Raw genomic sequence first — 26,001 nt, 5'->3', positions numbered from 1 at the left:
AATGACATTGGCGATTAAACATTCGCTGAGCCTTCTGACTTTCTTTTTAGCGGTGTCGTGGACTTCGGCACATGCAGACCTTCCGGATTTCCGTGATCTGGTGAAGGAGACCTCGCCCGCGGTGGTAAACATCAGCACCGTCCAACATGCCCAACAGAAAAGTGCGTTATCCGGGCAATATGGTATGCCAGACGATATGCCAGAAATATTCAGGCATTTTTTCGGACGTCAGTTCCCTCAGGGGCCTGTGCCGCGCCGTGACAGCAACTCCCTGGGGTCTGGCTTTATCGTCTCTGATGACGGTTATATCCTCACCAACAACCATGTTGTCCAGGGTGCCGATGAAATCATCGTACGCCTGAATGACCGTCGAGAACTTGAGGCCGTACTAATTGGTGCTGACCCAAGCTCTGATCTCGCTGTGCTGAAAGTAGATGCCGATGATCTGCCGACGGTAGAGCTTGGTGATTCCGATAAGCTTGATGTCGGTGAATGGGTTGTCGCCATTGGTTCACCTTTTGGGTTTGATTATTCTGTGACTGCCGGCATTGTCAGTGCCAAAGGGCGAAGCTTGCCCAACGAAAACTACGTGCCCTTTATTCAGACTGACGTTGCCATTAATCCGGGGAACTCTGGTGGTCCTCTCTTTAATCTTGAGGGGCAGGTCGTAGGCATTAACTCCCAGATATACACGCGCTCGGGCGGCTTTATGGGGGTGTCATTTGCGATCCCGATTAATGTTGCAATGGATGTCGCAGAGCAGCTCAAGAGCAAAGGTAAGGTCAGTCGTGGTTGGCTCGGTGTGGTCATTCAGGAGGTCAATAAGGATCTGGCTGAATCGTTCGGACTTGATCGTGCTGCTGGTGCTCTCGTCGTTCAGGTAGTAGACGGTAGTCCGGCCGAGAGTTCGGGCCTGGTCAGTGGCGATATTATCGTGAAGGTGAACGGTAAGGACGTTCAGCTTTCGTCAGACCTGCCACATCTTATCGGCCGTTTACGGGCCGGTGATACCGCGAAGCTCTCGGTGGTTCGAGCAGGAAAGAGAAAGACCATTGATGTTGAAATCGGTGCGCTACCGGAGTCTGATGATATTCAATTGTCATCGAATACCCCACCTGCAGAGCGTAAGAGCAACCGGTTAGGGCTCGTCGTCAGTGATATTCCTGCCGGTAAGAGTAACGAGCAGGGCGTTGTCGTCACTGATGTGAATCGTGGTCCGGCGTCCATGTCGGGCGTGGTCCGCGGTGATGTTATTACCATGATCAATGGTCAGCGCATCAGTTCGGTGGCGGATTTTGAGCGTGTCGTTAAAGACCTGCCAAGCAATCGCAGCGTGCCGATGCGTATTGTTCGCCGGGGTCAGGCCTCCTTCATACCGCTTCGGGTGAACTGACCCGCGCATGATAGACAGGGCAGGGGCTGACAGGCCCCCGTCATTCATAGCCTTAACCCGGTCCTTCAGGTAAAATCATCCGATTGAATTCACAACCGGATGATTATTCTGTGAGCCAGCTGGACCACATTCGCAACTTCTCCATCATTGCCCACATCGACCACGGCAAATCTACTCTGTCTGACCGCTTTATTCAGGTATGCGGCGGCCTCTCCGATCGCGAAATGCAGGAGCAGGTTCTGGACTCCATGGATATTGAGCGCGAACGTGGCATCACTATTAAGGCACAGAGCGTCACCCTGAACTACACCGCACGGAACGGTGAGACGTATCAGCTCAACTTTATCGATACCCCAGGACACGTCGACTTCAGTTATGAAGTGAGCCGCTCACTGTCTGCCTGTGAAGGTGCTCTTCTGGTGGTTGATGCAGCACAGGGTGTTGAGGCTCAGTCCGTTGCCAACTGTTACACCGCGATTGAACAGGGATTGGAAGTCCGCCCGGTACTGAACAAGATGGATCTCCCGCAGGCCGACCCGGATGCCGTGGCTCAGGAAATCGAAGACATTATCGGCATAGATGCGACCGACGCAGTGCGTTGTTCCGCTAAGAGTGGTCTTAACGTCGAAGACGTGCTCGAAGACCTGGTCGCCAACATCCCTGCTCCCGAAGGGGATCCGGATGCACCGCTGCAGGCTTTGATCATCGACTCATGGTTTGACCCATACCTGGGCGTTGTATCGCTTATCCGTGTCAAGAATGGCTCAATCAAGAAAGGTGACAAAATTCGCCTGAAGTCGACCGGTAAAGACCATATTGTTGATGATGTAGGTTACTTTACGCCGAAGATGACCAAGCGCCCCGAGCTGAATACCGGTGAGGTGGGTTACCTCTGCGCCAGCATTAAAGATATTCATGGGGCGCCCGTCGGTGACACGATTGTGTCTACCAAAAACCCGGACGTTGATGCCCTTCCGGGTTTCCAGAAGGTTAAGCCGCAGGTATATGCGGGTCTATTCCCTGTGTCGTCGGACGACTACGAAGCCTTCCGTGTTGCGCTTGATAAGCTCTCACTGAATGACGCTTCGCTGTTCTTTGAACCTGAAAATTCTGATGCGCTGGGCTTCGGTTTCCGCTGTGGCTTCCTGGGTATGCTGCACATGGAAATTATTCAGGAGCGCCTCGAACGTGAGTACGATCTGGACCTTATCACTACTGCGCCGACGGTAATCTACGAAGTCGTTACCCGTAAGGGCGACGTCGTCAATGTGGATAACCCATCGAAACTACCTGATATTGGCTCCATCGATGAAATGCGTGAGCCGATCGCCGAGTGTAATATTCTTGTGCCTCAGGAATACCTGGGGAATGTTATTTCTCTGTGTGTCGACAAGCGCGGCGTACAGGTCGATATGCAGTACACCGGGAGTCAGGTGTCATTACGTTACGAAATTCCTATGGCTGAAGTGGTCATGGATTTCTTTGATCGTCTTAAATCAGCGAGCCGTGGTTTTGCTTCTCTGGATTACAGTTTCCTGCGTTTTCAGGAAGCACCACTGGTTCGTCTGGACGTTCTGGTAAACGGTGATCGTGTGGATGCACTGGCAGTGATTATGCACAAAGACAGCGTGCGTCGCCGTGGTAACCTCCTGACTGAGAAAATGAAAGAACTGATCCCTCGTCAGATGTTCGACGTAGCGATTCAGGCCGCTGTAGGCAACCAGGTGGTTGCACGTACGACTGTAAAAGCACTGAGAAAAAACGTGACGGCCAAGTGTTACGGTGGTGACGTGAGTCGTAAGAAGAAACTGCTGCAGAAGCAGAAAGAAGGTAAAAAACGGATGAAACAGATCGGCAGTGTAGAGATTCCGCAATCGGCGTTTCTTGCTGTCCTCAAAGTGGATGATTAAATATGAAACGAAACCAGCACGGTATGACAACAGCGACTGCGCTGCTATTAATTCTGATTGGCATCGTATTGCTGCGTGCCGTGATGGTCATCGTTCCTATCTATTTTGATGATACCGAAATCGGTATCGTTCTGGACAATATGGAAGAGAGCGGCAAAGTGAACGCGCGCAGCTCTGAGCGCTCAGTGAAAGATGAACTTGAGCGACGCCTCCGTAATAATAATATTCAGGTTACGACGGACAAACTGATCGTTAAACGTGACCGGAATACTCTGACCATCGACTGGACTTACGAAAACCGAGGCCACTTCCTGGCGAATATCGATTTCGTACTTACCTTCCAGCACCAGAAAGTTATCACCAGTGAATAATCCCCTGTTAAAACTCTCTCAGCGCCTCGGCTATACCTTCAGTGACGAGGCGCTGATTAACTTAGCGTTAACCCACAGAAGCCTGTCGGGAACCAACAACGAACGTCTGGAATTCCTCGGTGATTCCATCCTGAATTTTGTTATTGCCGAAGCACTGTTCCGTAAATTTCCTCATGCGAAAGAAGGCAAGTTGAGCCGCCTGCGAGCGAGACTGGTAAAAGGTGACACGCTGGCGGAGATCGCGAAAGAATTCGACCTTGGTGAATTTTTACTTCTGGGTTCTGGCGAAATGAAAAGTGGTGGGCACCGCCGTGATTCGATTCTGGCCGATGCAGTGGAGGCAATTATTGGCGCTATTTATCTGGATTCAGGGCAGACGTCTGCATCAGAACGTATTCTGGCGTGGTATGAGTCGCGGCTGAATGCACTGACTCTCGAAGACCCGATTAAAGACCCTAAGACCCGCCTTCAGGAGCATCAGCAGGCCAACCGTCTGAGTTTGCCGAAGTACACTGTAGTCAGTGTCGGTGGGCCCGGTAATGAACAGGTATTCACGGTCAGCTGTCGCATTCCACAGCAGGAAGATGTTGTCACGGCAGAAGGCTCAAGTCGCCGGGCTGCTGAGCAGGCTGCTGCTCAGGTATTTCTGAAACGTCTTGGGCTTGAGGAGTCAGCATCATGAGTACACGCACTGGTTTTGTGGCGATTGTTGGTCGTCCGAATGTTGGCAAATCTACGCTGATGAACCGGATTCTCGGCCAAAAGCTTTCTATTACATCCCGTAAGCCGCAAACGACTCGTCACCAGATTCTGGGCATTCTCACAGAAGAAGATAGTCAGATCGTTTTTGTTGATACTCCCGGGATTCATAAAGCGCATGATAAGGCGATTAATCGCTATATGAACCGCGCAGCCACAACGGCGGTAAAAGACGTTGATCTGGTGGTGATGGTTGTCGATCGGATGCGCTGGACTGATGAAGATGAAATGGTGCTCCAGACCATTAAGCAGCAGCGTGCGCCGGTGATTCTGGTCGTGAATAAAATCGATTTTGTACGAGATAAAGACGAGCTGCTTCCTTACCTCGAAGAGCTTGCTGGCAGGCACCCGTTTGATCAGATCATTCCTCTGAGCGCGAAGACAGGCCATAACGTCGAACGTATTGAACACCTTATTCGCAGCTATCTGCCTGAAAATCCATATTTTTACCCTGAAGATCAGATTACTGACCGCAGTTCACGTTTTCTTGCCGCCGAATTGGTTCGCGAGAAAATCATGCGACAACTGGGGGATGAGTTACCGTACGAAATGACGGTCGAGATTGAAGAATTTGCGCACACAGGAACGCTGATCGAAATCAGTGCGCTGATCATGGTCGAGCGTCAGTCGCAGAAGCGCATTGTGATTGGTGATGCAGGTTACCGCATAAAACAGATTGGCATCGAAGCACGCAAAGATATGGAATCACTGTTTGACTGTAAGGTCATGCTGAATCTCTGGGTAAAAGTGAAATCCAACTGGTCAGACGATGAAAGGGCTCTGAGAAGTCTGGGGTACGACGACCGGGAGATATGAAGCACTGGTGGCTACTGAAACGTGAGCCACTGGGTGGCGGCTCGGACTGGCTTTGTACCTTATTCACGAGACATAGTGGGCTGGTCAAGGTCGTTTGCCGTGATGCGCAGTTACCGGAAATACACCAGCCATGCCGTGGTGAGTGGCCTGCCAGTGGTGATCTTCCCAAACTGAAGACCTGCGAAGCAGATCCTGCGCTTGGGTTGTCCGGTGAGGCACTTGTCTGTGCTCTCTATATGGATGAGCTGCTGACGACCATTCTCCCTTTAAATGACCCTTCCAATGAGTTATTCGATTTATACTCAACCATACTTTCGAATTTAAGTAACAACGAGAGGATCGACATCTGGTTGCGTATGTTCGAACAGTGTCTTCTCAGTCATTGCGGACAGGGTATACACTGGACGCAGACGACTCATGGTGCTCCCGTCATCGCCGGAACCCGTTATCTTTTCCGTGCCGGAGAGGGGCTGATTGAAGACCCCGATGGTTGGAATGGTGAAATCCTGCTTGCCATTGCTGAGGGTGAGTTCCGTCAGCAGGGCGCTCTGGCCGTCGCTCGTCAGGTATTGCGTATTGCAATTGATTGCGCAGTTTCCAGACCGCTTATCAGTCGTGAATTATTAATACATCGTTCCTGAAACAGGATAGAAATATGACCAACACACGCGTTTTGCTTGGCGTTAATATCGATCACGTTGCGACACTCAGACAGGCTCGGGGAACCCGCTACCCAGACCCGGTTCAGGCCGCTTTTATAGCTGAGCAGGCGGGCGCGGATGGTATTACGATTCATCCTCGAGAAGATGCCCGTCATATTCAGGTTCGTGATGTCAGGATGCTCGCGGATACGCTTCAGACCCGGATGAATCTTGAGATGGCGGTTACTGAAGCCATGATTCAGCTGGCAGAAGAAGTAAAGCCCGAAGCCTGTTGTCTGGTGCCAGAGAAGCGGGAAGAACTGACCACCGAGGGCGGGCTGGACGTTCTTGCCCAGGAAAACACGATCAAGGATGCGGTCGCGCGCCTCGCCGCCGTGGGGGCTGAAGTTTCGCTCTTTATTGATGCTGATTACGAACAGATTGATGCGACGGTTCGTACCGGTGCTCCGGTGATCGAGTTACATACCGGCGGTTATGCTGATGCTGAGACTCCTGCGGAGCAGGCCCGGGAGCTTGAACGTATCCGCGATGCAGCGGCGTACGCTGCAGGTAAAGGGCTGATCGTTAATGCCGGGCATGGATTGCATTATCACAATGTCGAAGCCATCGCGCAGATCCCGCAGATGAATGAGCTGAATATTGGCCACGCGATCATCGCTCAGGCGCTTTTCAGCGGTCTGGAAGGTGCGGTGCGCGACATGAAGCAACTGCTCGTTGAGGCGCGTGCCTGAGTGGTTGATCGCCCTGTACCCGGTTGTACTGCGCCCGGATTTTCTGTAGCAGGGGGAGAAACTCTGCTTACAGCCGCTGGCGTAGGTACTGATTTACTCGCTGTGGGCCGAATTAAAGAGGCCTATGAACGACACTCCGAGCGGCTTGTAAAACGGTTATTGACGCCTGCCGAACAGCAGGTATTTTCAGAACATCCTGATCCCATAAATTATCTGGCTAAAGCGTTCTCTGCAAAGGAAGCATTGGCCAAGGCATTGGGAACGGGTATTGCCTCTGGTGTCAGTTTTCAGGATTTTTCTATTCAGCGTGATCGCGCTGGCAAACCACTGGTACACGTCAGCGGTCGTGCTGAAGAGATTATGCGATCAGTCGACGAACGGGCCCAATTATTATTGAGTCTGAGTGACGACGATGGCTGGGTTCAGGCATTTTCAGTATTGGCTTTGGTACCAGACGCATCTTCAAACTGAGCTTGCCAGTCATTGTCTCCGGCCCATTTTAATAAGCGTTCCGTTTCGGTCATCAGCACCCTGAGAAGTTCTGGATACGCTTCAGAGTTCTGTTCTTTCAGACAGGTTTCAAATGCTTCCAGTGCTGATCTCAATGCGGGGACGCCACAGTAGCGTGCTGCACCGTGTAGCTTGTGAGTTGCCTCCAGAAGCTCGGGCATTTTTTCTTCTTCCCATAGCTCCAGAATCACGTCTTTTTCTTTACGCAGCATATCGATCAGCATACTGAACATATCGGTTGCTAATCCGGGGTTTCCGTTAGCCTGATGCAAGGCCAGTTCTGTATTGAAAATGCCGGTTGCTGCCGGAGCTTCATGTCGAAGTGGCGGGCTCTCTTCGCTGTCTGCTTTAAAACCGGTCCAGCGCTCAATAATCCGTGCCAGTTGTTCCATGGATACTGGTTTCGTCTGGTAATCGCTGAAGCCGTTCGCAATTAATGCCTGACGTTCGTCGGACATCGCGTGGGCGGTGAGCGCAACGATAGGTAGATTGCGTTTACCCGGCAGCTTCCGGATGCGGGCGGTTGCTTCATTGCCTGACATCCCTGGCATCTGAATGTCCATCAGAATCAAATCCGGACAGTCACGGGTTGCCATGGCTACCGCATCAAAACCGGAGGGTGCCTGAAGAGTATTTACGCCGAGCTCATTCAGTAGTGTCACTGCTAGTTTGAGGTTTGCTTCGTTGTCATCGACGGCCAGCACTGTCGGAACTTCTTGAGGTGCTGGTGTATCGGGCGCCGCCAGTGGCTCGACATTATGCCCGCATAACTGCAACACCTGTCTGACCAGTTGTGTCTGGGTGTAGGGTGCAGTGAGCAGAGGTGTCGTTACTGTGGCGCGCATACGTTCAGGCAGAGCGTTCCTGCTGATATTCAGAACGGGAATCCCCTTACCGGAACAAATTGTCAACCACTCGTCCATTCCTCCCTGGCTGATCATATGGCGATCGCAAAAAATGATCGCGACATCCGTCTTTTTTTCACCACAGGTAACAGGAACTTCGGCAGGACTATGATATTCCTTCAGGGTTGCACCGCGTTTTTCCAGCAGCTCAATCGTATCTCGTGATGGTGCGCCGTTCGGGTTGATCAGGGCAATTTTGCAATCGGCCAGCGATTGAGGAAGTTGGGCATTTTCTTCATCAATTTCGGCTTCGATAGTAAATGAGAAGGTCGAGCCTGCACCTTCGTCACTGTGTACCCGTATATCGCCGCCCATAGCTTCGACCAGAGCGCGTGAGATAATCAGCCCAAGACCTGTTCCGCCATACTGACGGGCAATGCCAGGGTCCGCCTGAGAAAATGCCTGAAACAGGCGCGCCTGTTGTTCTGAGCTGATACCAATACCTGTATCTGCAACATCGAACTGGATACTGATATGACCGTTTTTCTGTTGAATCGGAACGACACTGATCGACACGCCGCCTTCGTGAGTAAATTTCACGGCGTTACTGCAAAGGTTGGTGAGTACCTGCTTGAGACGTAACCGGTCAGAAACGATCAGGTCAGGCATATCTGGCGAAATATACTGGTAAACCTCAATGCCTTTCGAATAAGCATTCGGTGTTAGAACCTGAAGTACCTCTTCTACAAGATCGCGGAGGTCGAAGTTTTCTGCCTCCAGAATCAATTTTCCGGCATCAATTTTGGAGAGGTCGAGAATATCGTTAATGATGTTGAGCAGGTCTTCTGAGGATCGACGAATCGTATCAACGTACTCGCCCTGGCGCTCATTTACCTGAGTTCGGGCAAGCAGGTCGGAGAAGCCAATGATGCCGTTAAGTGGCGTTCTGATTTCATGGGATACGTTGGCCAGAAACTCGGATTTTGTGCGGCTTGATTCAAGCGCATTGCGGTGCTCAATCATCAATTCGTGGTTGCGGATTTCCAGCTCATCAATGGTTTCCTGACTTTCGCGTGCAGACTGCTCCATCGAGTGTTGGTGCTCAATATTGGCTCGCTGAATGGCGGCAGCCATCGCATTGACGCCTGCGGCGAGATCCTGCAGTTCACCGGTAGAGTTAACGTGAATTCGGGTATCGAGTTTACCGCCTCGAATTTCGTTCAGGGCGTTCAGGATGTCCTGTACCGGGCCTGAGATATTACGGCTGATCCGTATGGCGAAAAACGATCCTAACAGCAGAACAACCGCGATAATTGAAAACGAGGATGCAAGGAGCTGGTATTGCATCAACCGGGTATTGCTGTTCGACAGTTCTATTTCTGCCCAGCCCAGAAGGCGCAATTCGGTATCCTGAGCCTGAGCATAAAATTGCTCTGTGAGCTGATCTGAGATCACCAGATTCTGGGCAAATATGGGAGCTTTTACCCTGACAGAGCCTGTTGTTCTGGCAAGCTGTAGCTGATTTTCCTTCAGCTCTGTGGCACTTATCCGGTCAGTTATCATACGTGGCCCCGAGTGAGCCAGTAGGTTCATCTCTTGGTCAAACATATTGACGGCACGTACGTCCCTTTCTTCGAGCATATTGTTAGCAATGTTCTGAAGAATCCCCGTGTTTCCGGTCATAACGCCGTACTCACAGGTGGGCGCCAGTTGTTTGCCCATGGCCAGGGCGCGCGCCTCGAGAAGGTCACTAAGGTCGGAAGTCCGACCAACGATAAAGAACATCCCGAGTACCAGCGATACCATGACACCGGGCAGGAGTGCCATCAGAAGGATGCGATTGCGGATGCTCCAGTTATTCATACGGGCGTGTCTGATAAAAATCCCAGAATATAGGGCAGACTGTCATGGTGCAAATCTGACATGCACTACCTCCGGCTCTTCGTTAGAATAGCGCGCCATATGCATACGCCTGATTTCCGGAGTACCTATGACTGATCCTGTTTATCCTACCATCGCAGACTGTGTTGGTCAGACTCCGCTGGTACGTTTGCAGCGGATGCTCGAAATCGATAACGGCAGTCAGGTTTTGCTTAAGCTTGAGGGTAATAATCCCGCGGGCTCAGTTAAAGACCGCCCGGCGCTGTCTATGATCCAGCAGGCGCAGGCGCGCGGGGACATTAGTCCGGGCGATACCCTGATTGAAGCAACAAGCGGCAACACAGGTATTGCGCTGGCCATGGCTGCCGCCATCATGGGGTACCGGATGATTCTTATCATGCCCGATAACGCCACGATGGAACGTCGCTGGTCGATGGAGGCGTATGGCGCTGAGCTGATACTGGTGTCGAAAGAGGAGGGTATGGAAGGTGCCCGGGATCTCGCTCTCAGGATGGAGAGCGACGGTAAAGGCGTGGTGTTGAACCAATTCGGTAATCTGGATAACCCTGAGGCGCACTATCAGGGTACCGGCCCTGAAATCTGGCAGCAGACGCATGGGCGTGTCACCCACTTCGTCAGTTCCATGGGTACAACCGGAACGATCATGGGGGCATCACGTTACCTCAAGGAACAGAATCCTGATATCCAGATCATCGGCCTGCAACCATCGGATGGTGCGGCGATTCCGGGAATACGTCGCTGGCCTCAGGAATATCTGCCGACGATTTTTGACAGTCAGCGCGTCGATACCGTGAAAGACATCAGTCAGGATCTCGCTGAAAATACGATGCGTGAGCTGGCGCGTCGCGAAGGTATCTTCTGTGGCGTTTCATCAGGCGGCGCGGTAGCTGCCGCGATAGATATTGCGCGTTCAAACCCAGGGGCAACCGTGGTGGCGATTGTCTGTGATCGCGGTGATCGTTATCTGTCATCCGGTGTCTTTACGACATCTTGAATCGAAGAAAAATGCCCCAATTTAGTGCTTCACGAGATTATCTGCCTCAGGCATTGATGCGGTTTTACTGAATAAATAATAACGGATGGAAGACGCGTGAAGCAGTCAGGAAAAGGCCGTGAACTCAGCCTGATCATCGACAATCTGAATTCTGAAGGGCAGGGAGTTGCCCGCTCTGGGCGCGATGTCTATTTTGTGCCGGGTGCACTGGTCGGTGAAAAAGTCCGGGTGCGTATGCTCGAGCGCAGTAAGAAAATCTGGCATACACAGCTACTGGGGATTGAGGGCAATGAGTCTGAAGCCCGTCGCACTCCAGACTGCCCTCACTATCAGCGCTGTGGTGGTTGTGATCTTCAGCATATGCAGTATGACGCTCAGGTTCTTTTCAAACAGAGCCGGGTCGAGCGCGAGTTCGGACGCCAGAAGGTCCCGGTCGATAGCTGGGCAGCTCCCCTTACCAGTGAGGAGTGGCACTACCGGCGCAAGGCGCGTCTGGGCGTACGCTTCAGTAAAGAGCAGCAGAAGAACTTTATTGGTTTCCGCGAGGCTGCGAGTTCTCACCTCACCGACATCGATCGTTGCATTGTGCTGCCTGATCATCCTGCACTGGGCTGGTCCGAGTGGCGTCAGGTGATCAATTCACTTGAGGCTGCTTCACTGATTACGCAGATTGAGCCGCTCTTGGCAGACAGTGCTTTGGTATTTATCCTTCGGGCGCTGAAGCCGCTCTCTGGAAATGATCATCAGGTTCTGATTCAGACCTTTGAGCGTTGGCAGGCAGGCTCTGATTTGCCTTTGCAATTATGGGTACGCACAGAGAAACATGCTTCACCTGTGGCTTTGTGGCCGGATAACCCCGACGAAATATGGCACGAAGTTGATGGTCTGAAGCTGCGTATTCAGGCCGACGACTTTATTCAGGTTAACCGCAGCATCAACCAAAGCATGGTGGCTCAGGCGCTGAAGTGGTTGGAACCGGCAGAAAATGAACAGATCTGGGACTTATTTGCCGGGCACGGAAACTTCTCTATGCCCCTGGCAAAGCGCTGCAAACAGGTTATTGCCGTCGAGGGCCAGCAGGCTATGACGGACAGCCTTCAGGCGCAGGCAGAGAAATTGGCCCTTTCTTTGCAGACCAAGTGTGCTGATCTATCGGCATCAGGCACCCTTGAATCACTACCTGAGCCTGATGCTGTGTTGCTCGATCCGCCACGCGCTGGTGCAGACACAGTCATGACGGAGCTGATTCGACGAAAAGTTGGCAGGATTCTTTATGTATCCTGTGATCCGGCGACTCTGGCACGGGATCTCGCACAACTGGTACCCGCGGGTTATGAGGTTATTAAGGCAGGAATTATGGATATGTTCCCGCAGACGCATCATGTCGAAACCATGGTGCTACTGAAGTATCGGGGAAAATAATGGTTAAGGTACGCGAAGATCATCCACTGTTGCATGACGGTTCACTGGATATAGATCGCTGGTTAGAGGAAATTTCTCATACTTCTGATCTGCACAATCCCGAGGAATTGCGTGAAGCGCTGGAGCTGGCAAAGAAGTTGTCAGACGAAGCGATTGCAAACCGCACATACTGGTCGATTGACAGCGTCCAGATGGGTATCGAAATGGCGCAGACATTGATTGATCTGCGCCTCGATAATGCGTCGATCATTGCGGCGATTCTTTATCGTGCTGTCCGTGAAGGTCGTCTTGCACTTCAGAAAGTAGAGCGACAGTTTGGCCAGGAGGTCGCGAAATTAATTGAGGGTGTGCTACGGATGGCTGCTATCAGCGCTATCCAGAATTCCAGCGATGAAGTGGTACTCGGTCAGCGTCAGGCGCAGGTAGACAATCTGCGTAAGATGCTGGTGGCTATGATTGATGATGTCCGTGTCGCACTGATTAAGCTGGCAGAAAGAACATCAGCCATTCGCGCTGTAAAAGATGCGCCCGAAGAAAAGCGACGCAAAGTTGCAGAAGAAGTTTTCAATATATATGCACCCCTTGCACATCGTCTTGGTATTGGTCATTTAAAGTGGGAACTCGAAGATCTTTCTTTTCGTTACCTGCAGCCGGATGCCTATAAAAAAATTGCCTCTCTAATTGATGAAAAGCGACTCGCGCGCCAGGACTACATCGATAGTGTTGTTAAGACATTGCGCGATGAACTGACTGCCGCAGATATTCACTGTGATGTCTACGGCCGGGCTAAGCACATCTACAGTATCTGGCGGAAGATGAGCCGGAAGAATCTCGATTTTTCGAAGATTTATGATATTCGGGCAGTGCGGATTCTGGTGCCAGAACTCAGGGACTGCTATGCAACCCTGGGGATCGTACACTCACTATGGCGGCATATTCCGAACGAATTTGACGACTACATTGCGAACCCCAAAGAGAACGGATATCGCTCCTTGCATACTGCGGTGATCGGCCCTGAAGGCAAAGTCCTTGAAGTCCAGATCCGCACGAATGCGATGCACGAAGATGCAGAATTGGGTGTTTGTGCGCACTGGTTATATAAGGGCACAGACATCAGTGCAAAAGATCAGGGCTACGAGCAGAAAATTGCCTGGCTGAGACAGGTGCTCGAGTGGCAGGAAGATCTGGATGACTTACCGCGATTCTTTGGTGAATTGCGCAGTGATATTAACCCTGACCGTATATACGTGTTTACCCCAGACGGTCACGTCGTTGACTTACCGACTGAGGCTACCCCGGTCGATTTCGCCTATAGGGTTCATACTGAAGTCGGTAACAAATGTCGGGGCGCGAAGGTCGATGGCCGTATCGTTCCTCTCACGTATCGACTGAATACGGGCGAGCAGGTAGAAATTCTTACACATCCAGCTGCACATCCAAGCCGGGATTGGTTATATCCGGACTCAGGGTATATTCATACTGCGAGAGCCCGGGCAAAAGTAGCGCACTGGTTCAAGCTTCAGGACCGCGACAAAAATATCGAAGAAGGGCGCCAGCTTGTCCTGCATGAAATGGACCGTCTGGATCTCGTCGATGAACCGCTTCACGATGTCGCACGCCAACTTAATATGAAAGCGGTTGAAGACATGTTTGCCGCAGTCGGTGCGGGTGATCTGCGTCTTGGTCAGATTATTCATCAGTTGCTCAAACAAGCGGACACCAATACGCATCGCCAGCAGGAGTTACCACTGCTGCGTCGTCACGAAGCCTCAAAGTCAGATGCAGCCGATGATGTATTTATTGAAGGGGTTGGTAACCTCATGACGCAGATGGCGCAATGCTGCCACCCCGTGCCGGGCGATGATATCCGAGGTTATGTGACTATCGGTCGTGGGGTCACGGTCCACCGTAGTGACTGCGAAAACCTGCTGCATCTTGCAGCGGTAGAATCGCGTCGCGTGCTGCAGGTGAGCTGGGGGCGCCGCCCTGGCAAATTGTATCCGGTAGAGATGGTCATCAGTGCCTATGACCGGACTGGCCTGCTCAGTGATGTCAGTGCGTTGCTTGCAAACGAAAAAGTGAATGTTGTTGCGGTGAATACGCGCTCGGATCAGGGGGACAATACTGCCTCCATGAGCCTGACTGTCGAAGTGGATAGTCTTGAGCGACTCGCACGGGTCATGAATAAAATTGAGCAACTTCCGAATGTAGTGAAAACCCGTCGCGTGCGGGCAGGAAGCTGAAATGGCTTTTTCTGTAAAAGACCTGACTTACGTAATGAGTCGTCTGCGTGATCCTGACACGGGTTGTCCCTGGGATATTAAACAGGATTTCGCCTCCATCCTTCCGCATACACTGGAAGAAGCGTATGAAGTTGCTGATGCCATTGAACGTGAAGATTGGTCGCATCTCGAAGAAGAGTTAGGGGACCTACTTTTTCAGGTCATCTTTTATGGTCAGATGGGCAGTGAAAAACGATACTTCAGTCTGGAAAGTATTGTTGATCGTCTTGTTGCTAAGTTAATCCGTCGCCACCCGCATGTTTTCCCAGAGGGAACCATCGATAGTCATCGAGCGCCCGGCGAGGACCCGGACGAAGAATGGATTAATCAGCGTTGGGATGAAATAAAAGCGGAAGAAAAGGCTCTGGCACCGCAGAATACAGAGAAGACTTTGCTATCAGACGTACCTGTCACTCTGCCCGCAATCACGCGCGCTGTTAAACTTCAGAAGAAAGCATCGTCTGTTGGATTTGACTGGCCTCAGAAAGATCCCGGGGTTGTCGATAAAATCCGGGAAGAGCTTGATGAAGTTATCGTCGAATTAGATGCGGGTAATAATGCATTACTGGAGAAAGAAATCGGGGATCTTCTTTTTGCCGTTGTGAATCTTGCACGGCATCACAAAATAAACCCTGAGGTGGCGCTGCGTGGCACTAACGAGCGATTCCAGAAACGATTTGATGTTGTTGAGGAGGCCTCGACCATCGCCGGTGGTTGGGAGAACATGACCCCCGACAGCATGGAATCCGCCTGGAAGAAGGCCAAGCGACTTACTGATTGAATTTACTCAGAGCACAGAAAGCAGCCTTAAGCTGCTCTCTCTTCTGTACTTAATTTGAAGCCTGATTAATGTCTGTCTTCAGACAGCACTTCCCGGTACTTGCGTGCTAACTCAAGAAAGCGAGGGGTCAGCCCAATATCTTCATACAGAGGAAAGCCATCCTCGTCTTCAGCAACCACCTTGTCCCCCGCGATGTAAGGAAAGCCCGACGCCATGTCATCCAGTGCAGCGCTGATCAGGTCCCGCAGAATCTGTTCCTTCGACATTGAAGGGAACATTTCAGCCAGCGCCTCAATACGGGCAGCGTCATTAACACTTAACGGCAAAGAGTAGCTTTCCTCGGTCAGTTCAGCTCCAAACTCAGAAGCCCAGTGTTGCATTAGTTCATTCACTTTCACGTCATACTCCTCACGCTATTGCCTATACTGTTCTGGCAATAAAGTTATGGCAAAAGTTTCTGTTTTTTTCATCCTCTTCTGGAAACTTTGGCAGGGAAATAAATCTGAGCGATGGCGAGCGACCGCAGTGGCCTTGAGTTTCCGCGGATTTAGCGCACACTGAAGTATCCACTTTTTACAATCTACTTACGCCGTCAGGGCAAATCAGAACCGGTCAGCACGCTGTGTGGGCCACAGGGAGATGATAATGAAAGAACTCGACGCGCTGCTTCGCGATAAAGTAAGAATGCTGGGAAACGCGCTGGGCAATACCATACGTAATGATCTCGGTGAAGACACGCTGGCCCAGATCGAGACGATCCGTAAGCAGGCTAAACGCGCCCGTACCGGTGATGAAAACGACCGGGATAAACTGCTCGATCTGCTTAAAGGATTGTCTGATGATTCTCTGGTGCCGGTGGTACGGGGCTTTAATCAGTTTCTTAACCTGGCCAACCTTGCTGAGCAACAGCACGGCATCAGCTGGCGGCGGGAGGATGTCGGTGAAGAGAGCACCGATACCATGTTCCCTGACCTGATTAAACGCCTTGTTGAGGCCGGAATCGAAGGCGAAGATCTTACCTCCAAAGTGGCAGCGGCTAATGTCGAGCTGGTACTCACCGCACACCCTACGGAGGTCACTCGCCGTACCCTGATCCAGAAATACGATGAGCTGTCGCACCTCCTGCAGCAGCGTGATGATCTTCATGACGAACATCCATCACTGGCCTCGATTGAAGAACGTATCTCCCGATTGATTAACGAAATCTGGCACACCGATGAAATTCGAAAAGTTCGTCCGACGGCGGTTGATGAAGCCAAATGGGGCTTCGCGGTCATAGAAAACTCTCTCTGGTATGCCATTCCCGAAATGCTACGCAGCATGAATATAGATTTGATGGAAAGAGGCGCTCCCGCCTTACCGTTGGACGCTGTGCCCGTGCGCTTTTCGTCATGGATGGGGGGAGATAGGGACGGGAACCCGAACGTTACTTCGACCGTCACTGAAGAAGTGCTGTACCTGGCTCGCTGGATGGCTGCTGACCTTTATCTGAGAGATATCGAGCACTTGGGTAGTCAGCTCTCTATGTATGCTGGTACTCCTGAATTTAAAGCAAAGTATCCGAGTCATGAGCCATATCGTGAATGTCTGCATGGTTTGAGAACCCGCCTGGAAAACACCCGGGAATGGGCGCAGGCAAATGTTGATGGCGAAGTCTGCGAGCTTGAACCTCTGCTTGACGACGCTGAATTGGTCGAACCGCTACAGGCCTGCTACGACAGCCTTGTAGGGAGCGGACTGAAATCCATCGCCGATGGTGACCTGCTCGATACTTTGCGCCGTTGTGCCTGTTTTGGACTTGCACTTGTTCGTCTTGATGTCCGCCAGGAATCAACCCGCCACAGTGCCGTACTCGCAGAAATCTGTGATTTTTATGGTTGGGGTGATTACCTTGAATGGTCTGAAGAAAAGAAACAGGAGTTTTTATTAAAAGAGCTGACTTCCCGGCGCCCATTGATCCCCGAGTTCTGGGAGCCGTCTGATGAGGTTGCGGAAGTATTGGCGACGACACGCATTCTGGCGCAGCCGATTGGTCGAGGGGTGTCCTGCTATATCATTTCGATGGCCAGTGAACCGTCTGATATTTTATCCGTCGCACTGTTGTTACAGGCCTCTGGTGTCCGTCACAAATTACCTGTAGTGCCTTTATTTGAAACCTTGTCTGATCTTGAGCAGTCAGGCCCGCGAATGGAAAAGCTGTGGCAGGTTCCCTGGTATAGGGAATACAGCGAATGCCGTCAGCAAGTCATGATTGGGTACTCAGATTCTTCCAAAGATGCAGGTCAGCTTGCCGCGGTCTGGGCTCAGTATCAGGCACAGGAGATTCTTTCCCGCGTCGCCGACGAACAAGGATATTCACTGCGATTATTTCATGGTCGGGGTGGTACGGTCGGTCGCGGAGGTGGCCCTGCTCATCGGGCAATTCTGGCTCAGCCTCCCGGATCTGTGCGCGGAGGGCTGCGGGTAACTGAACAGGGTGAAATGATACGTTTTAAATTCGGTTTGCCCGAAATCGCCGAGAGAAACCTTAAAATCTATATATCTGCTGTGCTTGAGGCTAACCTTTTACCGCCTCAGGCGCCTGTCAAAGAATGGCGGGATACCATGAGCGAGTTAGCAGAGGTTGGTGTGGGGTCGTACCGCGCTATGGTACGGGATAATCCAGACTTCGTGAGTTATTTCCGTGCTGCTACCCCCGAGCAGGAACTGGGGAAATTATCGCTTGGAAGTCGCCCTGCAAGAAGACGTTCCGGTGGTGGAATTGAAACCCTGCGTGCGATTCCATGGATTTTTGCCTGGACTCAGATCCGTTTAATGTTGCCGGCATGGCTAGGAGCAGATAGCGCACTGGAAGATCAGATACAGCGTGGCAAGCTCACGATGTTACGGCAGATGTATTGTGAATGGCCATTTTTCAGAACCTATATCGATATGCTTGAAATGGTACTCTCGAAAGCAGATACGGCGATCGCAGGTTACTACGAAGCGTTACTGGTTGAACCCGATATGCAGCCACTCGGGAGTCTGTTGCGACAGCGCCTGGGTGATGTGACCGCACTGGTATTACAGGTGAAAGAGCAAAGCGAATTATTGGAGCACAATCAGAGTCTGCAGCAGTCGATGCAGGTACGTGATCCATACACAGATCCTTTGCACTATCTTCAGGCGGAATTGCTCTACCGTGAGCGCCAGTCCGCTGATGTGGTCAGTACAGAAGTAGAAAAAGCTCTGATGGTAACCATGGCCGGCATTGCTGCCGGCATGCGGAATACGGGCTGATTGCCCGTATTCTCTGGCTCTCAGAAGGCCTCGACCAAGGTCGTGCTGGTTGTACAGGTGATTTCATCTAGAATCACTTGAGCAATAGCTGGCTAAAGAGTAAGGTTAGGCCTATTTTTCTCTCTGGCTGATCAAATTTTAAACAATAATGAACAGTCCAGTACCGATTTTGTTTATCGAGGAGCAGGCTCATGCGCGTCATTCTTCTAGGGGCTCCGGGTGCGGGTAAAGGTACCCAGGCCCAGTTCATCTGTGAAAAATTCTCAATCCCCCAGATCTCAACAGGGGATATGCTGCGAGCTGCAGTAAAGGCAGGTAGTGAACTTGGCCTTAAAGTGAAAGAAATTATGGAAACAGGTGGGCTGGTATCTGACGAGATTATTATTGATCTGGTAAAAGAGCGTATCCAATCTGACGATTGTGCCAATGGTTTCCTGTTTGATGGTTTTCCTCGCACGATCCCTCAGGCTGAAGCCATGATCGAAGCTGGTGTTGATATCGACTATGTTGTCGAAATTGATGTCGACGATGAAGAGATTGTTAAGCGTCTGAGCGGTCGTCGCGTTCACCCGAACTCTGGCCGTGTATACCACGTGATATACAACCCTCCAGTAAATGAGGGAAAAGATGATGAAACTGGTGAAGATCTGATTCAGCGTGATGACGATCAGGAAGATACAGTGCGCAAGCGTCTCTCTATATATCATGACCAGACAGCTCCACTGGTAAGTTTCTATAAGAAACTGCGTGAAGAGAAGGGCGAGTCGGCTCCGGAATATGTTCACGTTCCGGGTGTAGGATCTTTGTCTGATATCACTGAAAAAGTAATGAGCGCCTTAAGTTAAGTTCTCAGATTACTTTTATAAAAGGAGCCGAAAGGCTCCTTTTTTGTTTCTGTACGTAAACTTCTGAGCTTGAACACAATACCAGTCTTAGTTCTTCCCCAGGGTAATGTACCGCCTTATTTGATTATACGGAGATACTCGTCCATTACGGGTACGTATTCATCAATTAATCGGAAGCAAATGATTTACAAGCGGTCAGTGAGTTAACTGCAATCCATTCTGGTGCATTCTGGTCGTCAATGATCTGCTCATGGCCCAGAAATATTTTTCTTGTTTGATTAAGTGTCTCGCTCTGAAATCTCCTCATTTGGGCCAGATATGCATTCTTATTTTAAAAAATCGAGGATTTTTTTGTTTTTTTTATGAAAAATACTATTATTCCGTCGGTTACTTTATATACTGTATTGCAGTATGAAGATTTACTTATGCGAATTATCGCTAAGAAGTAAGTCCACAACGAATCGGGGAATCACTGATTATCAGCCCCACCGCTTTTATAAACAGGTAAGTAAAAGAGGAAATACCTATGGCTAAAACTAAAGCACCTGCCAAGCGCGGCCGGAAGCCTGCGGCGAAAAAGCCGGTTGAGTCTGCGGTACCTGCTGCTGTGGCAAAGGCAACGAACGCCGTTGAAAAAGCGGTGGCAGCTCAGTCCAAGCAGAAAGAACGTGTCACTGCCGCTGAAACTAAGCTGAAGCAAGCAAAAGTGAAAGCTGCTGGTCCAAAGGCCACTGCCGCGACTAAGCGTTCAGTAGCGACTGCTACTAATGCGGTCAAAACTCAGAAAGAGAAACTCTCTGAATTGACGCAGAAGGTTGCTGAAGCCAAGAAAGACCTCAAAATTGCAGAACTGAAAGCCCGCATTGAAGCGACTGCTGCGAAGGCTGAAGAAACTGTTAAAAGTTATGCTAAGACACTGGCTGATAAAGCAGAGGCCGATCTCGAGAAAGCTCTGACTAAATTTGCTACTCAATGGCGTAGCAAGCGCGATAAACAGGACGCCCGTAAAGTTAAAGCTCGCACTACTGCAGAGAACAAAAAAGTAGCTACTGCTTCTAAGAAAATAGAATCTTCGATTAAAGCACTTGAAGCTAAGCCAGCGGCCAAACGTGGTCGCCCTGCAAAAGCGGCTGCACCAGCGAAAGCAACGACTGCTCCGAAGAAGCGCGGTCGTCCTGCTAAGGCGACAGCACCAGCAAAAGCTGCACCGAAAAAGCGCGGTCGCCCAGCTAAAGCGGCTACAGCAACTAAGGCAGCTACCACCGCAGCGCCAAAGAAGCGCGGTCGTCCAGCTAAGGCGACTACAGCCAAAGCGGCACCTAAAAAAGCAGCTGCTAAGAAAACAGCAGCCGCTAAGCCGGCGGCAGCACCTAAGAAACGGGGTCGTCCAGCTAAGGCAGCGACGACAGCAGTGAAAGCACCTGCTAAGCCAGCGGCAGCAAAGGCAGCGCCAAAGAAGCGTGGTCGTCCACCTAAGGCAGCAGCTTCGAAGCCAGCAGCGCCAGCACCAGCCCCAGCTGCTGAAGAGAAGAAAGATTCTTCAGAATCTTAATTCTCCGCTTTGTGAAAGAACCCGGCTCGTCCGGGTTTTTTTATGCCTGACGTTCCTCGCTGTCCGACAGTGAGCTGCGGCATTCTCCCGCTGAATCCTGATATACTCCCCGCATCATTGATCGGTGGTATTCAAATGTCTGTAATTCTCACAATCGACGCATCTTCCTCACTCTGCTCTGTTGCGCTGAATATCAACGGCGAACTGGTCTGGAATACAGAAGAACAGCCAAGACGTCACGCCCAGCGTCTGCTCCCGATGATAGACGATATTCTGGCTGATTCAGGTATTTCCAGGCATCAGCTTGATGGTCTGGCGTTTGGTCGTGGCCCAGGGTCATTTACCGGAATACGGATTGCCGTATCTGTGGCACAGGGGCTTGCTTTAGGATTAGATCTTCCTGTCTGTGGTGTATCGTCTCTTGAGACTGTAGCACTCGCTGCTGCTTCAAATGATGAGACTGCAAGCAAGGTGCTTGCGATTATGGATGCACACATGGGAGAGGTGTTCTGGGGGCAGTTCGACGTTATAGATGGAATGACTCAGGCCGGTGGTGTTGAGCAGGTGGGGTCACCGGAATTATGCCTGACGCAGGCAAGTGAATTCGGAGGGCTGCTTGCTGGTGATGGCCTCAGCTTAGCGCCTTTTAGTGAGTTGAATTCAGCATACGCAACGATTCAGCCGGAAGCTCGCGTCATGGCAGCACTGGCGGACCGGGAATGGAATAATGGCAATTTCGGCTCACCCGATAATCAATTACCGGTATATCTGCGTAACTCTGTTGCATGGAAAAAGCTGGATGAACAGCCAAGCCTTCTGAAGCGAAATTAACATAGGAAGTTATTACCCGTGGATCTACTCGAAATTATTGTCCTTGCAGTATTACAGGGCCTGACCGAATTTCTTCCAATCAGTAGCTCTGCGCATCTGATTCTGCCTTCCCGCATGTTGGGTTGGGAGGATCAGGGGCTCGCATTTGATGTGGCTGTTCATGTTGGAACACTCGCGGCTGTTATTATCTATTTCCGTGCAGAGATTATACGTCTGTTACAGGGCTGGTTAACGACCGGCTTTACCCGACACCCCAATGCCGATGGGCGGCTGGCGTGGTACGTCGCGTTGGCAACTATTCCGGCAGGGCTTGCTGGTTTATTGCTGAACGACTGGATTGAGGTGAATCTTCGTTCTACGGCGGTAATAGCAGCGACTACCATAGGCTTTGGCATTCTTTTGGGGGTTGCGGACCGGGTCCGGCACGGCCGAGCAGGCTTAGGGGAGATGACACTCCTGATGGCGATGGTGATCGGCGTAGCTCAGATATTCGCATTGATACCTGGCACATCCCGATCGGGTATTACCATTACTGCGGCGCTTCTGATTGGCATGCAGCGTGTCGATGCCGCGAAGTTTTCATTCCTTCTGTCGATTCCATTAATTCTTGCAGCGGGTGGTTTAAAGACGTTGGAGTTGGCAGAGCAGTCGACCGCTGTTGACTGGCAGTCGCTGATATTAGGTATTGTTATTTCTGCGGTCAGTGCGTGGATTTGTATCTATTACTTCCTCGCCTTCATTAACCGCATTGGCATGATGCCATTTGTAGTTTATCGATTAATTCTTGGCGCTGTTCTGCTTCTGTTTTTCGTATAAATATGACCGAATTATACTGCGCTTCTGATTTTGCTCCTCACCTGCACGAGTTCGCCGACGCGTTTGGATTAGGTGTCTCAACAGCGAACATGCCTCAGAATACGGAGTATCACCTTCATCATGATGGGCATGCTCTGGCCCTGGTTCGTGGAGATTCCCCGAAGACCAGAGTCGTGGTTGATTTTTGCGCTGGCGCTACAGCGCACAGACGTAAGTTCGGCGGCGGAAAAGGGCAGGATATAGCAAAGGCGGTCGGTGTCAGTGCGGCCTATATTCCTACCGTGGTCGATGCTACCGCGGGCCTTGGACGCGACTCTTTTGTGCTTGCGACACTGGGCTGTGACGTCACGGCTATTGAGCGTCAGCCTGTCGTTGCAGCGCTGCTTCAGGATGGTCTGGGTCGCGCCCGCCTGGATCATGAAGTCGCAGAGATTGTTGGTCGTATCCGCTTAGTTCATACGTCTGCTCATCAGTGGCTTGCTGCACAGGCCAAGAACTCAGTTGATGTCGTCTATCTGGACCCTATGTTTGACCATGACCCCAAGCAGAAGGCGGCTGTCAAAAAAGATATGCAGGCATTTCGTGAGGTTGTTGGTCAGGACACCGATTCTGATGACCTGTTGGGGCCGGCATTAAATGCGGCGCGGTGTCGGGTCGTAGTGAAGCGTGCGCGAAAAGCGCAGCCCCTTGCAGGGCGTGCGCCTTCATACAGTATTACGGGTAAGTCGAACCGGTTTGATGTGTACGCTCTGGCCAGAGTAGAGGCTCCGGCCTGAGAGGCATCAGCCTTACAGGCTGATCAGGATCGTCTGCCTGAGGTTGGCATCCAGCAGATTTTCCAGTATTGCCATCAGCGGATTCAGGTCTTCGTCGAAAGACAACATGTCGTCCTCCCCACAACTGATCATACCGCTCTCAATCAATTGACGTATAAGTGCACGGAACAGAGCTTTATCAAAGAACTCAGGCGCGTTAATTCCGTACAGCAAGCTCAGACGTTGAGCCAACAGTGTCGATTGTTCTTCCAGCTGTTGCGCCGTCAGGTTTCCACTGCCCTGATGCTTCAGGCGGGAAATCGACAGGAAATAACGCTGCAGCGTTTGTGAAATCGGGTCTGCCAGACTCTGCAGCATCGGCAGGTTGTCGCCATCAATGCGGCAATGATAACAACCGTCACTCACTTCCAGATAGCCGCGCTGCTCCAGTACATCCAGCCAGCTGTTAACAGCTTGTTCGAGAGTGTCTTCTGTCCAGTGAAGGAAGAGTTCTGCTTTCAGGAATGGATACAGGGCCTGACAACTTTCGAGGATATCCGCCTGAGTGCAGCGACGATTATTGAGTAGCAGGCATGCAATCAAAGATGGTAGTGCAATGATGTGGAGAACATTGTTGCGGTAGTACGTCAGGGTAACCGCCTGGCGCTCATTCGTCTGAATCAGGTCGCCCATGTCGTGCTTGCTACGGGAAACCGATCCAAGCTCTTCGGCGTGGGCAAGCCAGTCGCTCGCATGTCCGTCAGGTAAAACCGTCATATCGGAATACGGAACCATGGCCAGCAGGTCACGATAGGCTTCCATATGACGCATCAGCTGATTTTCATCCATGGCCTGGCGGGGCGACGCAAGAATAGCGAGTGCGATCAGGTTGATAGGGTTAACCGAGGCTGCGCGGTTGATTTCGGTGACAACGGTAGTGGCCAGCTCATCAACCAGTTCCGGTGCCCAATCAGGGCGATAGTTACATGCTTCGTAGTCCTGATTACTCCAGCCTGGGTGACGCTCTTCAAGGTATGGTGAGAGATGTATCGGTTCGCCAAAGGTAACGTTGACCTTACCAAACGACTTCTTGAAAGAACGCAATGTGCCCAGTACGTCGAGAAGGCTTTCCTTCTTTTTCGCTTTTCCGCGCAACTCACCAAGATAGCTCTTTTCTTCGAATACTTTTTCATAACCCGTATACACAGGCACGAACACCATTGGCTTTTTTGAGTCGCGCAGGTATGAGCGAACCGTCATTGCAAGCATCCCGGCTTTCGGGCTGAGGGTACGGCCGGTACGGGAGCGGCCACCTTCGACGAAATATTCTGACGAATATCCATGGGTAAATACCGAGTGCAGATATTCATCAAAGACGGCTGCATACAGCGGATTACCACGGAAAGTTCTGCGCATAAAAAATGCACCGCCGCGGCGGAGTATCGAGCCAACCACTGGCATATTGAGGTTAATACCCGCAGCAATTTGTGGAAGCTGTAGGCCATGGTGGTAAAGAACGTAAGACAGTAATAGATAATCGATGTGGCTTCGGTGGCAAGGAACATAGACGACAGTGTTGTCTTTGCCGACTTCTTTTACCTGCTCGATATTGTGGATAGCCGTGCCGTTGTAGATTTTGTTCCACACCCAAGTCAACAAAATATCCAGGAAACGAACGTTGGTATACGAAATATTTGAGGCAATTTCATCCGCGTATTTAAGAGCTCGCTTTCTCAGCTTCTCGCGTTTTAAGCCGTTCTCTTTCATTTCACTTTCAATGGCGTGACGGACCATTGGGCGATTCGGGATCTGATGAACCAGTGTGCGTCGGTGAGACAGTTCTGGGCCCAGTACCGATTTTGTTACCTTGCGATTGTGAACACGCAAAACACGGGCGAGTTTACGGGCGACCAGCTCCGGGGAGGTTTCGCCTCCCGCCAGTTCGCGTAACGACAGGGGCTCGGAGAAATGAACAAAGGTATTACGCCCGTTAAACAGAATCGCAAAAAAAGTCATCACGCGGCCGCCTAGGCTACCTGCATTCTGCAGCCAGATACGAAGGAAAGAACGTTCGCGCTCCGGTGAACGTCCCCACATAACCCGCACGGGCATCACCTGAATGTCACGACTGTCATCCGCAAGCATCCATTCAGCTTGTCTCTTCAGATGACGGGGAATTGTAGCGAGCCCATCTTTGCGGAATGGATTTCCGGGGCGGCGATAAATGCCGAAATAAGGATTGCCAGGTAAGGTACCATTCAGCCGTTGCTGAAATGGTGCCTGCCAACCACGCTCGGAGACTTCTTTGTTAATAACAATCTGCTCGGCATATGAGGGATAGAGCATGGCGTAAATAACGGGCTGCACTGGGTCCAGTTCGATCTTGTCTTTATCAGCACCAATAATCTTTGTCTTGACCAGCTTATAAAGCAGCTTCTGTTGCCACTGATTGATTCGGATACGTAATTTTCGGATGACGCTCATAGATGAACCTGTAAAAAAGAACCATTTCAGGCGGCGGATTATATGTTATCCACGTGACAAT

General features: G+C 51.1%; 21 protein-coding genes. 18 read left to right on the top strand and 3 right to left on the bottom strand.

The features are described from left to right. The first annotated feature begins 1 nt into the window (after position 1). The 8 genes from B3007_RS02725 (at position 2) to acpS (ending at position 7,113) form a co-directional block, all read left to right on the top strand. Positions 2 to 1,393, top strand: coding sequence for a DegQ family serine endoprotease (locus B3007_RS02725; protein WP_301378006.1), 1,392 nt, complete (start codon positions 2 to 4; stop codon positions 1,391 to 1,393). 110 nt (positions 1,394 to 1,503) lie between these two features. Then, complete coding sequence (lepA, locus tag B3007_RS02720; RefSeq protein ID WP_068440724.1) at positions 1,504 to 3,303, top strand: translation elongation factor 4; 1,800 nt, start codon at positions 1,504 to 1,506, stop codon at positions 3,301 to 3,303. A gap of 2 nt (positions 3,304 to 3,305) precedes the next feature. Next, complete coding sequence (locus B3007_RS02715) at positions 3,306 to 3,674, top strand: DUF4845 domain-containing protein (RefSeq protein WP_273087554.1); 369 nt, start codon at positions 3,306 to 3,308, stop codon at positions 3,672 to 3,674. Further along, on the top strand, positions 3,667 to 4,356 hold the full coding sequence (gene rnc, locus B3007_RS02710; protein WP_068440721.1) for a ribonuclease III: 690 nt from the start codon (positions 3,667 to 3,669) through the stop codon (positions 4,354 to 4,356). Before B3007_RS02715 ends, rnc begins: the two co-directional genes overlap by 8 nt. Beyond that, on the top strand, positions 4,353 to 5,249 hold the full coding sequence (era, locus tag B3007_RS02705) for a GTPase Era (RefSeq protein ID WP_301378000.1): 897 nt from the start codon (positions 4,353 to 4,355) through the stop codon (positions 5,247 to 5,249). Before rnc ends, era begins: the two co-directional genes overlap by 4 nt. Then, positions 5,246 to 5,890 carry a DNA repair protein RecO gene (recO, locus tag B3007_RS02700; RefSeq protein WP_301377999.1) on the top strand — a complete coding sequence of 215 codons (645 nt, stop codon included), beginning with the start codon at positions 5,246 to 5,248 and terminating at the stop codon, positions 5,888 to 5,890. The genes era and recO overlap by 4 nt, the downstream gene beginning before the upstream one ends. A gap of 14 nt (positions 5,891 to 5,904) precedes the next feature. Further along, the gene (gene pdxJ / locus B3007_RS02695; protein ID WP_301377998.1) at positions 5,905 to 6,642 is read left to right on the top strand and encodes a pyridoxine 5'-phosphate synthase; all 738 of its coding nucleotides are present in this window, start codon (positions 5,905 to 5,907) and stop codon (positions 6,640 to 6,642) included. Next, a complete protein-coding gene (gene acpS / locus B3007_RS02690) occupies positions 6,643 to 7,113 on the top strand; it encodes a holo-ACP synthase (protein ID WP_301377997.1) in 471 nt (156 codons plus the stop codon). On the opposite strand, the gene B3007_RS02685 is transcribed toward acpS, so the two are convergent. Next, positions 7,065 to 9,860, bottom strand: a complete 2,796-nt coding sequence (locus B3007_RS02685) for an ATP-binding protein (protein ID WP_297533240.1) — start codon at positions 9,858 to 9,860, stop codon at positions 7,065 to 7,067. The genes acpS and B3007_RS02685 overlap by 49 nt on opposite strands. Positions 9,861 to 9,987: 127 nt before the next feature. Here B3007_RS02685 and cysM point away from each other — a divergent pair, with 127 nt between their 5' ends. The 4 genes from cysM (at position 9,988) to mazG (ending at position 15,378) form a co-directional block, all read left to right on the top strand. Continuing rightward, positions 9,988 to 10,893 carry a cysteine synthase CysM gene (gene cysM / locus B3007_RS02680; RefSeq protein ID WP_297533239.1) on the top strand — a complete coding sequence of 302 codons (906 nt, stop codon included), beginning with the start codon at positions 9,988 to 9,990 and terminating at the stop codon, positions 10,891 to 10,893. Between the two features lie 96 nt (positions 10,894 to 10,989). Beyond that, positions 10,990 to 12,315: an rRNA adenine N-6-methyltransferase family protein gene (locus tag B3007_RS02675; RefSeq protein ID WP_297533238.1), complete on the top strand. Its 1,326-nt coding sequence runs from the start codon at positions 10,990 to 10,992 to the stop codon at positions 12,313 to 12,315. Next, the gene (relA, locus tag B3007_RS02670; protein ID WP_297533237.1) at positions 12,315 to 14,558 is read left to right on the top strand and encodes a GTP diphosphokinase; all 2,244 of its coding nucleotides are present in this window, start codon (positions 12,315 to 12,317) and stop codon (positions 14,556 to 14,558) included. The genes B3007_RS02675 and relA overlap by 1 nt, the downstream gene beginning before the upstream one ends. A 1-nt stretch (position 14,559) precedes the next feature. After that, the gene (mazG, locus tag B3007_RS02665; RefSeq protein ID WP_301377996.1) at positions 14,560 to 15,378 is read left to right on the top strand and encodes a nucleoside triphosphate pyrophosphohydrolase; all 819 of its coding nucleotides are present in this window, start codon (positions 14,560 to 14,562) and stop codon (positions 15,376 to 15,378) included. A 65-nt stretch (positions 15,379 to 15,443) separates the two neighbouring features. On the opposite strand, the gene B3007_RS02660 is transcribed toward mazG, so the two are convergent. Beyond that, positions 15,444 to 15,776, bottom strand: coding sequence for a hypothetical protein (locus B3007_RS02660; RefSeq protein WP_068440699.1), 333 nt, complete (start codon positions 15,774 to 15,776; stop codon positions 15,444 to 15,446). Between the two features lie 247 nt (positions 15,777 to 16,023). Between B3007_RS02660 and ppc the strand changes: the two genes are divergently transcribed. The 6 genes from ppc (at position 16,024) to B3007_RS02630 (ending at position 23,477) form a co-directional block, all read left to right on the top strand. After that, positions 16,024 to 18,657 carry a phosphoenolpyruvate carboxylase gene (gene ppc, locus B3007_RS02655; RefSeq protein ID WP_301377995.1) on the top strand — a complete coding sequence of 878 codons (2,634 nt, stop codon included), beginning with the start codon at positions 16,024 to 16,026 and terminating at the stop codon, positions 18,655 to 18,657. Between the two features lie 191 nt (positions 18,658 to 18,848). Next, on the top strand, positions 18,849 to 19,502 hold the full coding sequence (adk, locus tag B3007_RS02650) for an adenylate kinase (protein ID WP_068439455.1): 654 nt from the start codon (positions 18,849 to 18,851) through the stop codon (positions 19,500 to 19,502). Positions 19,503 to 20,028: 526 nt separating this feature from the next. After that, positions 20,029 to 21,054: a hypothetical protein gene (locus B3007_RS02645; RefSeq protein ID WP_068440694.1), complete on the top strand. Its 1,026-nt coding sequence runs from the start codon at positions 20,029 to 20,031 to the stop codon at positions 21,052 to 21,054. Positions 21,055 to 21,189: 135 nt separating this feature from the next. After that, positions 21,190 to 21,885, top strand: a complete 696-nt coding sequence (gene tsaB / locus B3007_RS02640; RefSeq protein ID WP_068440802.1) for a tRNA (adenosine(37)-N6)-threonylcarbamoyltransferase complex dimerization subunit type 1 TsaB — start codon at positions 21,190 to 21,192, stop codon at positions 21,883 to 21,885. A gap of 18 nt (positions 21,886 to 21,903) precedes the next feature. Next, on the top strand, positions 21,904 to 22,701 hold the full coding sequence (locus B3007_RS02635) for an undecaprenyl-diphosphate phosphatase (protein WP_068440691.1): 798 nt from the start codon (positions 21,904 to 21,906) through the stop codon (positions 22,699 to 22,701). A 2-nt stretch (positions 22,702 to 22,703) separates the two neighbouring features. After that, positions 22,704 to 23,477 carry a class I SAM-dependent methyltransferase gene (locus B3007_RS02630; protein WP_068440688.1) on the top strand — a complete coding sequence of 258 codons (774 nt, stop codon included), beginning with the start codon at positions 22,704 to 22,706 and terminating at the stop codon, positions 23,475 to 23,477. Positions 23,478 to 23,489: 12 nt separating this feature from the next. Here the strand turns inward: B3007_RS02630 and plsB are convergent, their stop codons facing one another. Further along, the gene (gene plsB, locus B3007_RS02625; protein ID WP_301377994.1) at positions 23,490 to 25,940 is read right to left on the bottom strand and encodes a glycerol-3-phosphate 1-O-acyltransferase PlsB; all 2,451 of its coding nucleotides are present in this window, start codon (positions 25,938 to 25,940) and stop codon (positions 23,490 to 23,492) included. Between the last annotated feature and the right edge of the window lie 61 nt (positions 25,941 to 26,001).

The sequence above is a fragment of the Thalassolituus sp. UBA675 genome (genome assembly GCF_002297765.1).
GTDB lineage: Bacteria > Pseudomonadota > Gammaproteobacteria > Pseudomonadales > Oceanobacteraceae > Thalassolituus.
The sequence above is the reverse complement of the archived record's forward strand: the minus strand, read 5'-3'. Positions and strand labels throughout refer to the sequence as shown.